The organism is Candidatus Arsenophonus nilaparvatae, assembly GCF_045346035.1.
GTDB lineage: Bacteria > Pseudomonadota > Gammaproteobacteria > Enterobacterales > Enterobacteriaceae > Arsenophonus > Arsenophonus nilaparvatae.
This window is the reverse complement of record NZ_CP158507.1, coordinates 2,067,138-2,080,948: the sequence shown is the minus strand read 5'-3', so window position 1 is coordinate 2,080,948 and position 13,811 is coordinate 2,067,138. Positions and strand designations below refer to the sequence as shown.

Genomic DNA, 13,811 nt, shown 5'->3' with positions numbered 1-13,811 from the left:
TTGCCGTGAGGTTATTTCAGGTATTTACCGGATACGAAGCCAGAGCTTCCTCTAGCATGCTTAATGAATAGTAAAGAGGGAAGATAATGAAATTGCAACTGGCTCGTAATCTTGAACATTTTTTCTCTTTGTTCAATCACAGAATAGTCGAAATTTCAACGGCAATTGAGTGCCATTGGCCACCTTTTGGTCTACGTATTGAAATTATTGAAGAACGTTTTCTTATAACCAGTTGGTTGTTAAAAGAGGGTGATTTTGATCTCTTGTCAGCATTAAAACTTAATCAACCAGAGCGGTTTTGGGGGACCCCGCAGCGAGTATTTATTATTCGCCACCGACCCTATGTGAGCGCACAGTGCCCAAAAGAGAGTGATGGTCTTTTTTTATTTCGTTTGTGTCAAAGGCAGCGTCAATTTCTTTCACAGTTACCTAAAGGAGCCGCCTGATAATGTCAATCACTCGTTGGCTATCTAAAATTGCAGGACGTCAAGATATTATCCTTAGCGCCATGCTAATGTTGTCAGTATTCATGATGATTTTGCCGCTGCCAACTCCTTTAATTGACGTATTAATCGCGATCAATTTAGGGTTGTCGATCATTTTATTTATGATGGCAATCTATATTCGTGATCCGCTTGACTTCTCTGCCTTTCCATCCATGTTGCTGATAACCACATTGTATCGTTTAGCATTGACTATCAGTACTAGCCGTCTGATCTTATTACAACATGATGCCGGTGAGATAGTATATACCTTTGGTAATTTTGTGGTTGGCGGTAATCTTGGGGTTGGTATCATTATTTTTGCCATTATCACTATCGTACAGTTCATTGTTATTACTAAAGGCTCTGAACGTGTGGCCGAAGTGAGTGCCCGATTTTCTCTTGATGGTATGCCTGGCAGGCAGATGAGTATTGATGGTGACATGCGGGCAGGTATTATTGATGCCACTGAAGCCAAACGCCAAAGAGCATTGGTACAAAAGGAAAGCCAGCTTTATGGTGCCATGGATGGCGCGATGAAATTTGTCAAAGGCGATGCCATTGCCAGCGTAATTGTTATTTTGGCCAATATCTGTGGTGGCATTGGCATTGGTGTGTTGCAACATAATATGTCAGCAACGGAAGCATTGAATACTTATGCTATTTTATCGGTAGGAGATGGATTAATTGCGCAGATACCGTCATTGCTTATTTCAATCACTGCAGGATTAATTGTTACTCGAGTACCCGGAGAGAAAAAGAATAATCTAGCTGGTGATTTAGTACAACAGATAATCAGTCAACCTATGTCATTGCAACTGACTGCTGGTATTTTATTGGTTTTTGCTATCATCCCTGGTTTTCCTTGGTTTGTATTTGGTTCCTTAGCCTTGATGCTATTTGGCTGTTCTTATTGGATGAAACGTAACGCCAAAGTGAAAAAAGGATCAGGTCAGGTCTATTCCTCTGCCGATAATGGAACGGAACAGGGATCACGAGAGATGACACCAGGCACAATACCGCTGTTAGTCATTATTGGCCAACAGCTAATGACCGAGACGATGGCTGATAAAATACAGAATTTACGTTGGCAATTATTTGAAAAATTAGGCTTGCCTTTACCTGAAATACAGTTGCAGGTCGATACAAAAGGGACAAACACATTACAAATACTGCTATATCAAGAACCGGTCTTAAAAACAGAGATAGATCCGGCGGCAATTTTGTTAACTCAAGCAATAGATTTACCTAAAATACGCCAGGAGCAATTGATTTTTAATCATCAAACAATCTATTGGTTAGCGGATGATAATCAATCATTGCCACCAGTGGCCGGTTATCGGGGAGTAGAAATTGTCACCTATTTACTAGAAAAAGTCATTTATCACTTTGGCAAAGCGTTTTTAGGTATACAGGAAACGCGCTATTTGATGGATGCGATGGAGATGCGCTATGCCGAATTAGTGAAGGAATTACAGCGTTTACTGCCCATTAGTAAAGTGACTGACATTTTACAACGTTTAGTTGAAGAACAGATTTCTATTCGTGATTTAAGAACCATTTTCGAAACGCTGGTTGAATGGGGTTCGAAAGAAAAAGATACCGTAATGTTGACCGAGTATGTTCGGGTTTCACTTCGCCGTCATATTCGCCGGCGCTTTACCAGCGAAGAGGGCTGGATCCCAATGTTGTTAGTCGGTGATGGGATTGAAAATAGTATTCGAGAATCTATTCGCCAATCAGCGATAGGATCTTATTGTGCCCTTGAACCTGCGCAAGAGCAGCAGATCATTGCTGCCATAAAACAAAAATTACCCACTCAGGTCGCTTGTGTTGTACTAACTTCACTGGATGTACGTCGTTATCTACGTAAAATTATCGAGCCAGCATTGACAACCACCGCCGTACTTTCATTCCAAGAAATTGGTGAAGATGCCAATATTAAAGTCCTGGCCCAAGTTGATATTACCGGGGAGAAATTGGATGCGCTCACTGGATAAAGCAAAGATCACTCAAGCGATGGCCACCCCGCTATTTCAGCCATTGACGGATATTCTCCCATATCGATGTTTTGGCAAGGTACAGGAAGTATTCACGAATTTGGTTAAAGTGACACTGCCAGGCGCTAAGCAAGGTGAATTATGCCTGATTGATAATCGGCTAGCAGCAGAAGTCATTACCATCAAAGCGCAAGAAGCTTGGTTATCACCGTTTGACGTTACCATCGGGTTAGTGGCCGGCGCTTGTGTTGAACGTTTGGGCCATGGTCATCGAGTGCGGGTAGGAGAGCATTTATTAGGTGGCATTGTGGATGGTTTAGGGCGGCCGTTAGAAAAAATGCCGAACGCGGGTGAATGGCGTAGTAATCATAACTCGGCCCCTGATCCCTTGACACGTCAGTTAATTAGTGAAGTTTTGCCAACCGGCATCAAAGCGATAGATGGTATGTTGACGCTGGGTGTTGGTCAAAGAATCGGTATTTTTGCCGCCGCTGGTGGTGGCAAAAGTACGCTACTTGGTATGTTAGCGCGAGGTTGTGAAGCCGATGTGGTCGTATTGGCTTTGGTTGGTGAACGTGGACGTGAAGTGCGGGAATTTCTCGATAACCATTTACCGGCTTCAGCTCGAAAAAAAACCATATTAGTTGTCGCCACCTCCGATCGCCCGCCATTAGAGCGAATGAAAGCTTCTTTGACAGCAACTACCATTGCTGAATATTTTCGTGATCAAGGTAAACGGGTTTTGTTGATGGTTGATTCATTGACCCGTTTTGCGCGTGCGGCACGGGAAATTGGTTTAGCCGCCGGAGAACCGCCAGTTGCCAATGGCTTTCCACCGAGTGTTTTTGTTCATATGGCCGCTTTACTCGAGCGGGCGGGTTCAGCTAAGGTTGGTAGTATTAGTGCTATTTATACCGTATTGGTGGAAGGTGACAATATGAATGAACCTGTCGCTGATGAGGTTCGTTCTATTTTAGATGGACATATTGTTCTATCTCGTCAATTAGCTGCTGCAGGACATTTTCCCGCTATTGATGTGAACGCCAGTGTTAGCCGAGTTATGGATAATATTGTTAGCAAAGCACATCGCCTACATGCGAGTCGTTTAAGAGAATTGCGAGCACTTTTTCAAGATGTTCAGCTATTAATTCGTGTTGGCGAATATCAATCAGGACAAGATAAAGATACCGATGAAGCCATTAAAAAAAATCAACCAATTAATCAATTTCTTCGGCAAGGTTACGATGAGTTAGTCTCATTCGATCAGACGATAGAAGATCTTAGCCAACTGGTTTAGCGTATATGAATAATCAATTTTCTGACTCTGAGCAAGTTATTATTAAAAAATTATTGCGATTACGACAGCAGAGAGAAATAAGCTTGCAATCTCAAAGGCAACGAGTTCAGCGTGAGCAGCAAGCGCTACAGGCAACCATTACTGAGTTGGAACAACAACGGATGAAATTTTGGCATGATTTAGCGACGCCTTCATTACCAAATGAAACCATTTCCCGTGACCAACTAGCGTTATTTAAACAATCTATGCGCGAAGTTTATCTGGTAGAGCGAGCACTAAAAGAGCGTATCGATCAATTACGTGAGACGATTGTTGGACTAGAGAGCCAAAAGGAACAGCTAGCGAAACAGCGTCTGGTAATGATTAAAAATCAAGAAAAACTGAAAGAGGTGATGAATGACTAATACGATCCAGCGTAATATTGTCACCACTAGTCTGGTGCCTAATATTCATCGCCGGCAGGAGGCTGATCCAGAACTAAAACGGCGTTTTGACCGTTTTTTGATGGCTGACCAGTCTGATAACGCTTCGTCAACGTCTGGTTGGTCTTCGGTGTTAGATACACTGGCCTATAGCAATAGCTCAGTAACATTAAATAATGTTTACTTATTACGTCATGGTAATAGTTTAACTTATCGATTACTGAATGGGCCGATGATGGGCATGGTGATCATTGCTCATTGGCAAAAACCGGGGACGGTACATTTACAGTTAAAACCGGCTAATTCTGTTCAACATCTTACATTAACGCGGGTAGCGAAAAAACTAACAACAACATTAGCAAAACGGGGTTTTTTACTCTCTTTGGAGATAGAAGATGGAGCACAATGAACAGCGAATGCTTTACCAGTGGTTAACTACCGGTTTGGCAAAAGGTAATTGTCGCATTCAGCTTGCTTATGTTGAAGGAGATGGTCAGTGGTGGTCGTGGTTGTCCAATGATTCGGCAGGTGTTTGGTGTGACCACTCTAATTGGCAGCAGGCGCTGCAAACCTATAGTGGTAGTGCTGATCCAACGCTTGTTACTGAAGATTTGTTTCCTTGCATTAGCGCAGCCTGGTTTGCATTGCTTGGTGAAACGGTTAATGCAAAATTGAGCCAACAGCCGATTAATTACCGGTTACCTAAGGGCATTTATCCCGTTATTACGGTAGACGAATGTCAGTTTGTAGTGGTTAATATTGGAGCAGAAAAGTGGCAGGCAGCTTTCGCCGATTGGACGCCATTTCAAGCCCCACCTGTGCAAGTGACGGTTAAATTGTTAGCCGGTTTTATTGCTGATTGTGAAAATATTCGTCATAAGTATGGTTATTGGTTAGCTGGTGATGTGGATATTCGACAAGGTGAGGCATTATTATGGTGGCATGAACCATTGGCTATAGTGACATTAACCGATGTTAATCAATTATGGGTAAAGGAAATCCGACCGACAGTTACATTTAACCAAATACCCTATTTAGCTCAGATTGCTACCATCGATTTGCCATTAGCACAACTGTATACCCTCATAGCAGCCGAAAATTTGACTGGTAAGGTGATGTTAGAGACACGAGTCTGTTTATTGCGTGATGAACAACGCGTTGCTTGGGGTGAGTTATTAACTGCTCGAACTGGGATGGCATTTCACTGTCTTGAACTTGAAAAATAGTTTTACTGTTTTTTCTTACCTCTTTTTCTAATGCAATAATATTAAAAATATTTAGCCTAGACAAAAGAGGTAGAAAAAACAGTGTGTCATCAAACTAGATATGATCATGTTTATGATGACATGCAATGCATTTGATTTTATCAGATAAATACAGCAGGATTAACGATACGATTACCGCGCCAATAAGGTATAAATAGCCAGTGGCTTTGTCATGCCAGTCGAATAAAAACATGCAGTAGAATGAAATCGATGATATTAACAGAAAAGCGATTATCATCAATAAGTACGACACAATCAGCGATAGGCATTTTTTCATATAACCTCCTATTAGATTAGATGACAATATTATTTAAACATCTATCTTTCATTAATATGATCCTAACTATAGATGATTATTAACGGATCGTATAAAAAATTTAAATTTTTCATTATATTTAATATCTTTCGCTACCATTAATAATCATTTTTTAGGCTATTATAAATTTTTTTGCAGCACTTATCGCCAGGCGGATGGTTGAATTTTTTTCAAAACATCATGACAGTGCTCTATTGCATAATCAATCATCAGATCATATAAAACGGCAGTGCAAGAAAAAGCGTTTTCGCAGCCAAGTAATCGATTCTTCCAATTATTAAAGGTATCTTGCGCAATCAGCGTGGGATCAAGTTTATGGGCTTTTTCCATTAAGGCGTAAGCATAATATCTTAGCATCAGAGGAGAATCTAATTCGGTACCAAACACAGCACTGGATGAATAACGGGTAAAAACAGCAGATAAAGCCAGCAGATGTTCAGCTTTATTTCGTTCGCTACTGTTAGCCAAATTATATAGTTCTATGATTTTATTATAATTTTCATTTTTTAAGCTATAGCCATGCTCAAAATCAAGCACATGAGTAAAAATCTCTTTTAGTGTCTGTTGCGACGCTTGATCAACTAATTTAGTGGTAGAAATATTGGATTTTTGTGCATTAAGGAATAGCGTGTCCAGCTGTTCGCCTAAATTTAGTGCTTCAATCAGCTTATTGAATGTTGCTTGGTGTTGGCTATAAGAAAAATGACTAGAAAATAGCGGGAAATCTTGGTTGAAGCATTCATCTAGACTGAATTGTTGCGGGCCTAAATTTTCGCCATCGTGAAAAATAAAAATGTTATTCCACTTGGTTTCCAGATCAGGATGTAGCATTTTTGTCAGAATATTTTCCGCAACTATTAATGTTCTACCTGCCTTTTTCGGTGAAAGTAACAGATAGTTTTGCGCGTTGCTCTCTGCCCAATCTGCCTTTCCATCATAATTGCCAAATATTTCCTTAATTTGTTGATATGCTAGTTGTTGTTTTATTTCAGGAAGTTGTAGATATTGTTCATACAATTGGTTAGCCATTGTGGCGATTTTGCTATCAATATTTCCTCCTGTTCTAGCAGCCAATATAGTTTGAATAAAGCTACTGTTAAATTGGGGGGAAACCATGAGTTCTGGTTGATGGTTAAAATAATCGAGAAAAATATTAATATTAGCAGGACGCGCTTCCAGCATATTAATTAATTGTGTTGAGGGGTTTGCCAGGTAATTATCCATCAGTTTATTGATAAAATTGCTAATTTCTTCATTGCGAATAAACGGCGGTTTACCCAAAATATCTAATAGTGGTAAAGTGACATGGCTGAGATTAATGTCTGGCTGGTCAAGGGAATGAACGAGCTGTAGAGCCAATTTGTTTTTTAGTTCACTATACCGGTTATCAATCGTATTAAGGCTAGTTAGCAGACTGCTTTGGTTGTTGAAATGATTCAGTAGTGCATCTAGGGTATCCTCATCCCACTCGCCAGGCAGGTGAAGGGTAAAACTGTCGTGTAAAGAAGCACCGGCAAAATTAGTGTTACTAATTGTTAACTCTTTTAAGATAGTATTACTCAGATCAGCGTTGCTAACATCGCTGTTCGCAAGGTTAGCCCCAGTTAGGTCAGCTTGATCAAAAATCGCCTCACGTAGTGTAAGGCCATTCAATTTGGCTTGCGTTAAATTGGCACTAGTGAAATTTACACCATTGAGGTTAGTATCAACTAATATCACACCAGTTAGATTAGCCTTGGTCAGATTGGCGTCAGTCAAGTTAGCGTTCGCTATCTTAGCTTGCGCCAAATTGGCGCCAGTCAAATCACTATTAGTCAAGTTACTATTATTTAAGTAGGCTTCTTGCAGTATAGTTCCGTTCATTGCAGAGTTGACTAAATTAGTGTTACATAAATTAGCCTTAGTTAAGTTAGCTCCTGCTAATTGTGCTTCATTTAGATTAGCCATGAGTAAATTAGCATTAGCCAGCTGAGTTTGGTTCATTATCGCTTTTGTTAGGTTAGCTTCCACGATGATAATGTCTTTCAGGTTAGATCTGCTTAGATTAGTACCTTGTAAATTCGCGTGAGCAAGGTTATGGTAGCCACCAAAAACTTGGGTAAGATCCATGTAACTTAAGTCTTCACTTGATAAGTTAAGTTTGCTCCCAATCCGGCGTTTTGCCAATTGTGTGCTTAATGCTTGCAGTTTTTGTTGTTGTGATTGGTAGAAAGAGGAAACTTCAGATTGAAGTGGCCAATTTTTAGCGGCTTCATTCGCCCGTTTGCCGCCCATTCCTTGAGTTTTTAGTTGATAAAGCCGCTCGCGGATTGACACTGGCGCTAATTTCAGTTCACCTGTCGAATTGCGCAGATATTTACAGCCAAAAAGGGTATTCGTTTCCAGATTGATCTGCACCCAAATGTCTTTACCTCGCTGTTTACCGATCTTAACTACCTGAACCTCTTTTTCCAAATCAGGACGATAAGCCACCTCTACTTTAAACGGCTTAATCGGCTCATGCGGCAAATCTTGCGCTTTTTTTTCCAGTGCTTTGATTAATGGGGTTAATCCGCGAACTTTCTGATGGGCTTGCTGCGCGGCGTTTTTTAAGGCATTAATACCTTTTCTTCCCCACGATATTAATAATTCAAAACCGGGATCCGCACCACGTAAAAAATTCACGCCTAAGTCTAAATAAGTTTTAACCGGTAAACGGTTTGCTATATGAGGAATACCAAATTTAACAAACTGTTTACCCCCTTCACGTAATGCTTGTTTGAATGCCACCTGCTTTAATGCGGTTCGTGTGCCATTAATTGCAGCCTCTCCGATCGCTATACTGAACCGCCCCCCAGCCTGTGCGCCTTTACCAATAAAGGGTAAAAAACCTAACAGATCAAATGCGCCTGCCATAATAGCCTGCTCGGTATTGCCCTTTTTCACCTCGGTGATCATGGTATAAAATGGAATCATACTTAAAATAAAAGCTTCCACTTTTTGCCGGGTTGTTTCCTCATAACCTGCCTGTTGCAGTTTTTCGCATAATTTTTCACCCCGCCGTTTAATAAGCTTGTCGATTAGCATGTCTGGCTTATCATTGGCGGTTTTTAAGCACAAAATGGCAGAGGTTTTTAATTTATAATCATCATCATCGCGTGCTTTACCATCATGATAAAACAGCTCAAGAATGGCGTTTTTATTATTGTCGACACGATGTAATTTATAATTGCCGATACCTTGTTAAGTGGTTAATGCATACATCCGTTGTTTGCCGTTAAATGTACACTTTAGCATATCGATCGATTCAGGTACGTGGGTGACAAATTCATCTGAATTCCTTATTCCTTGTCTTGCAGATGGCGGTAGCGGAACACTATTGAAACTATCATTAGCATCAAATTTGACCTCCATCAGTTGAATGTCAGACTGTTGAATAAAAATTTGTTCTTCGTTGCTAAGTGAGTTAAAGGACTGAGGTAGCAGGATCTTTTCTATCTGTTCGGTCAGCTGAGCAATTTGTTGATTCTGATCTTTAAATACATTATCGATATTGGGTAATAATGGCGTCTCACCTCGCCGATTGGTATATTTAACCTCTCGATTTTTATACAAATAGTCATTTAACCAACCTTCATCAATATCATGCTGTTTTAATTGTTGGCGGGCAAGCTCTGGCCGGGATTGCCATTTCTGTAGCAAAGTAATCAGTTTGATAAAAGGATTATTTTGGCCAGATTGTTTTAAATAATCAAAATAACTGTCATATACGGACGTCATTGCCAATGGTGTTGCTAGTGAGCTATTTTCGCTGCTTAGCTGGTGATGGATCATGGCCGGTAATTTGAAATATCGATTATATTCAGCCGGGACAAGTTGTTCCTGCAAAAGCGCGGCTAGTAGCATACCGTTATTGCTGATATCTTCCAGACTCATGTTGTTAATTTCAGCACCACTTTCATTTAGTAATGTCATGCCAGCATGCAGGTAGCCCCATTCCGGTTGATTTATCATCATATTGGACAATGTTTTCTGTTGCTGCTGGTCGTCAGTTTGCAGCATAAATGTTGGCATGATGCGATTAATAACTTGCTGTTGATAATAAATACGGGCTTCCGGTGATAATTTGTTAGGCGGGTGATAATTATTTAGTTGATTGAATAATCGACGTTGCAGGCTGGCATGATGGAAGAGGGAATTTTCCCGTGATTTGATATCACTGACCTGTTTTAACATCCATGTTTCGGATGACATACCGAATACGGCGTATTGTAACCAATTAGTAATGATGGCTTGTTGGCGGGCAGAAGAAATTTTTTCACCTTGATTAGCGCCATATTCACCTAATGGTTGTAATAGTAATCTGGCAAGGGTGGCTATCTTTTCTTTATCATCTTTATAGCGCGTCAGATAATCAGTGACAGGGTTTACCAGCAAAGGTGCCAGCGTCTCGTAATCAAGTTGGGGGAGTGGATAGCCTTCTTCAATTAATAGAGAACGTAATTGTTGACTCTGTTCATCATAGACGAGTTTATTAAAATCTTTAGCAGTAAGGGATAGAATAGGTTTGGTTTGATAAAGCGATTGATTAACAAGAGCAGTAATACCATTATCATGCTTGGGAGCACTATTTGACAATGAAATTTGAGCTGCTTCATGGTCTTGTAGTAGCAAACTTGTTAGTGTTTTTTTGCTACTCGTCGCAAGCTTTTCCTTTGCTATATTTTCGCTTTCTGTTTTTTGGTGCTGGGTAGGATCTGATGTAGTTAATAGCCAGTGAGGTGATGAAGGGAATGAGTTTATGGATGGCATTATGACGATTCTTTATTTAATTAAAATATGAAGATATAGTAAATAAAGGCTAAATACTTTCATAAATAACTTTTATTATAATCGAATCTATATAGCAGCAAACTAGCAAATAAAATAATGTTAATCGTTGATCAATGATGGTGGTTTTTATCTGTTGATACAATCAGCTGGCATCAATGTGTTATTGGCAAAAGTTTTTTATCTTGTTATTGTTCGAGCTAACACATGGTGAATTTTAAAATCAAATTGCTCAGTTAAGATAAACTCAACTGAGCCATAAATTTATAATTTCTTATATTTAGTTAGCATTAACGCCATGCTAGCCACTAAAATTAAAATATAGACCATCCATAGATATAAATTCATTTCAATTAAGAAACTACCTATCCCACCGATTATAGAAGGAATAACTAAAGAAGCTGAACCCATTAACGCTGAGGTTGCTCCCAGACTATTTTTTTGGCTACTCATTGTTAAATAGGTATATAGAGATTCAAATAACCCACCAGTAAACATAATGATGGCAAAGAATGCAAAAAAAGTGATGGTATTATTTTGGTAGATAAATATTGGAATAAATAGAATTATCAATATTTGTAGTGATCTTAGCCAAATGGATAAAATTTTTGTGGCGCTAAATTTCCGTAGTAATTTACTTGATAAAAATGCGCCGGCCAGTAAGAAGAGGCCAATAATGGCAGAGTAGACACCGAATATTGAGGCACTGGCACCAAATTTGAGCATAAAAATAAAAGGCGCGGCAGTAACATAACAATAAATTAATGAAAAAGATAAACCGAGCGATAAACAGGGTAAATAGAATTTAGGTTGGCAGGCGATATGTTGATATATATTGCAGGTTTTGTGCCAGGAAAAAGTTGTCCGTTTTTTTACTTTTAATGTTTCAGGAAAAGCAAAAAAAACATAGACAATTGTGATCAGGGCGTAGATAAAAATTAAGCCAAATATACTACGCCACCCCCATAAATCATTGAAGAAACCACCAATTAATGGTGATGCAATAGGCACAAAGCCTTCAATGGTAATGATAATACTATATAGCAGGGCGGCAACTGTACCTCGAGAAACATCACGCACCGCACTGACTGAGGTGACTAACGTGATTGAAATACTTAATCCTTGAATAACACGAATAACAAGAAAAGCAGGTAGATTATCTGTTTGTGTTAACATAAAGGTGGCAGTTGCATAGATAGCCGCACCAGTTAACATAATTTTGCGGCGACCGATGGCATCGGAAAGCGGGCCAAAGATTAATTGTCCTAAGCCGATTGCCAATGTGTAGACCATAATTGAAAGTTGGGTTGATGACAGACTTTTATTAAATTCTGCTGTGATGTCTGGAATAGATGGTAAATAAGTATCAACACCTAAAATACCCATCATGGTGAGCAGCGCTAAGCCAAAAGTAAAGAACTTTAGATTTTGCCTGTTAATTTTATTCATAAATATTTTCCTTAATTGAAAATTTTATTTCATGCATGCAGGAAAATTCAGATAGATATTCAAACGGAGTTGATGGGAAGTAGCAAACTTTTTTATTTGCTGTTGAGCATTAATTTAGGTTTTATCTGGTTTGCTCATTTTTAAATGGTATTTCATTAAAAGGATAATAATTTAGCAAATTAAAATGTAAAAACGTTGCAGTATAAACGTTTTTAATTAGCAGTAGGTTGATGAAAAAACAGATAGAAATTTACTTCGATGTCATTAAATTATTATGGAAGAGTGATATCTTAAAAAGCTATCACAATTTTAGAATAAGCCACGGAATAACAGGATGTTATTTTTACGCTAATTTTTATCGGTAAATATTTAGATTTTAATAATAAAGGCTCGGTAACTAACCGAGCCTGTTGTATATTATATATTGAGGATAACCTTGGCAATTTCGAAGTAAATAATCAGACCAGTACCATCAACAAGTGTTGTGATAAATGGTGCAGAAACTACTGCCGGATCAATGCCACATCTTTTCAGTAATAATGGAATAACAGAGGAGACAATTGCTGACCAGAGAGTAATACAGACTAGTGACAGACTGACAACAATACAAATATCCCAACCGATATTCATAAAGCTAGCACGCAGGATCCCAGCTGCTCCTAATGTGATGGCGATTAGTACCGCAGTTGACATTTCTTTACGCAAGATCTGCCATATGTGATTAATTGAAAGCTCTCCAATTGCCATTGAACGTACAATTGTTGATGTGATCTGAGTACCGCTGTTCCCACCTGTTCCCACCAATAGTGGAATAAAGAAGGCTAAAGCAATTACAGCCTCTAATTGATCTTCAAATGATTTAATGACAGTACTGGTATAAGCTTCCGCAATAAACAGTAAAAGTAACCAAACACTACGTTTTTTCCATAGAGCAAAAGGCGTCATTTGAAGGTAGGGTTTATCTAACGGTAAACTACCACCTTGCAGTTGAGCATCTTCGGTTGAATCATCTTCCAATATGCGATCAATTTCTCGTTCGCTAAGTGCACCAACTAATAATCCTTTATCTAACACTGGTACTAGATCAAAACCACAGTCATGCAACGATTTTGCTAATTCAGTGCGTTTATCACCAGGAGCAACAAAGAAAAAATTAGGTTGCATGAGTTGGTTGATACTATCACTTTCGTTAGGGTATTTTAATAGTGATTTCACTGATAAAATACTCATTAATTTATCATTAGTGGTAATGAAAATTTGGTTAGTAATACTATTTTCCTCAAGTTTTTCCAGAAAAACTTTTTTTGCTTCAGCGACAGAAATATGTTCTGGTAGAGTCATATAATTCTGGGTCATATATGAAGCTGCAGTCGCGTTTGTCTGGTCTACATGATAGCGAGGTTTAAATGTATTTTGTTGGATAGGTAAAGCCATATAACAGTCCCCTATAGGTGTTAATATCTCTCACCGGGGCGAACTAACGTGGGAAATGGATCCCAACGTTTAGGTTTTAGCTTCTAACAACGTATTCCAAGCGGAAAGTTACTTTTGTAAGACCTTGATTCGATCATACCTGTTTTACCAATACAAGCCTGTCTCCATGCAAGTACGGCAGTAACTTTTGTTTGTTAGGTAGCCTCGCCATAACGAGATCGTTTATTGTATTTCACGTCAACAATGTTGAACGCCAGCGATTATAAATTTACTTATCTTGATTACAATTTTTTCTTAAAGTTGTTTAGTTAAGATTTAACAAAATTAAATTTTAACT

10 protein-coding genes and 1 riboswitch are annotated in these 13,811 nt (G+C 39.0%); of the genes, 6 read left to right on the top strand and 4 right to left on the bottom strand.

Translation table 11 applies throughout. The features are described 5' to 3' along the window. The first annotated feature begins 86 nt into the window (after positions 1-86). The 6 genes from WH390_RS09855 to WH390_RS09830 are packed head-to-tail and all read left to right on the top strand — an operon-like array spanning position 87 to position 5,427. Positions 87-446 carry a hypothetical protein gene (locus WH390_RS09855; RefSeq protein WP_032114497.1) on the top strand — a complete coding sequence of 120 codons (360 nt, stop codon included), beginning with the start codon at positions 87-89 and terminating at the stop codon, positions 444-446. A gap of 2 nt (positions 447-448) precedes the next feature. Then, positions 449-2,482 (top strand): EscV/YscV/HrcV family type III secretion system export apparatus protein, encoded by a 2,034-nt coding sequence (locus WH390_RS09850; protein WP_032114498.1) that lies wholly within the window; start codon positions 449-451, stop codon positions 2,480-2,482. Further along, a complete protein-coding gene (locus tag WH390_RS09845) occupies positions 2,466-3,779 on the top strand; it encodes a FliI/YscN family ATPase (RefSeq protein ID WP_032114499.1) in 1,314 nt (437 codons plus the stop codon). Before WH390_RS09850 ends, WH390_RS09845 begins: the two co-directional genes overlap by 17 nt. 5 nt (positions 3,780-3,784) lie before the next feature. Continuing rightward, positions 3,785-4,183: a hypothetical protein gene (locus WH390_RS09840; RefSeq protein ID WP_032114500.1), complete on the top strand. Its 399-nt coding sequence runs from the start codon at positions 3,785-3,787 to the stop codon at positions 4,181-4,183. Further along, on the top strand, positions 4,176-4,610 hold the full coding sequence (locus WH390_RS09835; protein ID WP_032114501.1) for a hypothetical protein: 435 nt from the start codon (positions 4,176-4,178) through the stop codon (positions 4,608-4,610). The genes WH390_RS09840 and WH390_RS09835 overlap by 8 nt, the downstream gene beginning before the upstream one ends. After that, positions 4,597-5,427, top strand: a complete 831-nt coding sequence (locus WH390_RS09830; protein ID WP_032114502.1) for a hypothetical protein — start codon at positions 4,597-4,599, stop codon at positions 5,425-5,427. The genes WH390_RS09835 and WH390_RS09830 overlap by 14 nt, the downstream gene beginning before the upstream one ends. A gap of 496 nt (positions 5,428-5,923) precedes the next feature. Here the strand turns inward: WH390_RS09830 and WH390_RS09825 are convergent, their stop codons facing one another. The 4 genes from WH390_RS09825 to WH390_RS09810 form a co-directional block, all read right to left on the bottom strand. Further along, positions 5,924-8,848: a pentapeptide repeat-containing protein gene (locus WH390_RS09825; RefSeq protein ID WP_032114503.1), complete on the bottom strand. Its 2,925-nt coding sequence runs from the start codon at positions 8,846-8,848 to the stop codon at positions 5,924-5,926. Positions 8,849-9,004: 156 nt separating this feature from the next. Continuing rightward, positions 9,005-10,573, bottom strand: a complete 1,569-nt coding sequence (locus WH390_RS09820; RefSeq protein ID WP_032114504.1) for a hypothetical protein — start codon at positions 10,571-10,573, stop codon at positions 9,005-9,007. A 282-nt stretch (positions 10,574-10,855) separates the two neighbouring features. Next, complete coding sequence (locus WH390_RS09815) at positions 10,856-12,040, bottom strand: Bcr/CflA family efflux MFS transporter (RefSeq protein WP_032114505.1); 1,185 nt, start codon at positions 12,038-12,040, stop codon at positions 10,856-10,858. Positions 12,041-12,457: 417 nt separating this feature from the next. After that, positions 12,458-13,396: a magnesium transporter gene (locus WH390_RS09810; protein WP_341860361.1), complete on the bottom strand. Its 939-nt coding sequence runs from the start codon at positions 13,394-13,396 to the stop codon at positions 12,458-12,460. A 132-nt stretch (positions 13,397-13,528) separates the two neighbouring features. Further along, positions 13,529-13,698, bottom strand: a riboswitch (M-box (ykoK) riboswitch). Positions 13,699-13,811: the final 113 nt, after the last annotated feature.

Coding starts and splice junctions, on each gene's coding strand:
- WH390_RS09855 (WP_032114497.1), top strand. CDS start 87: ATGAAATTGCAACTGGCTCGTAATCTTGAACATTTTTTCTCTTTGTTC.
- WH390_RS09850 (WP_032114498.1), top strand. CDS start 449: ATGTCAATCACTCGTTGGCTATCTAAAATTGCAGGACGTCAAGATATT.
- WH390_RS09845 (WP_032114499.1), top strand. CDS start 2,466: ATGCGCTCACTGGATAAAGCAAAGATCACTCAAGCGATGGCCACCCCG.
- WH390_RS09840 (WP_032114500.1), top strand. CDS start 3,785: ATGAATAATCAATTTTCTGACTCTGAGCAAGTTATTATTAAAAAATTA.
- WH390_RS09835 (WP_032114501.1), top strand. CDS start 4,176: ATGACTAATACGATCCAGCGTAATATTGTCACCACTAGTCTGGTGCCT.
- WH390_RS09830 (WP_032114502.1), top strand. CDS start 4,597: ATGGAGCACAATGAACAGCGAATGCTTTACCAGTGGTTAACTACCGGT.
- WH390_RS09825 (WP_032114503.1), bottom strand. CDS start 8,848: ATGCTAATCGACAAGCTTATTAAACGGCGGGGTGAAAAATTATGCGAA.
- WH390_RS09820 (WP_032114504.1), bottom strand. CDS start 10,573: ATGCCATCCATAAACTCATTCCCTTCATCACCTCACTGGCTATTAACT.
- WH390_RS09815 (WP_032114505.1), bottom strand. CDS start 12,040: ATGAATAAAATTAACAGGCAAAATCTAAAGTTCTTTACTTTTGGCTTA.
- WH390_RS09810 (WP_341860361.1), bottom strand. CDS start 13,396: ATGACCCAGAATTATATGACTCTACCAGAACATATTTCTGTCGCTGAA.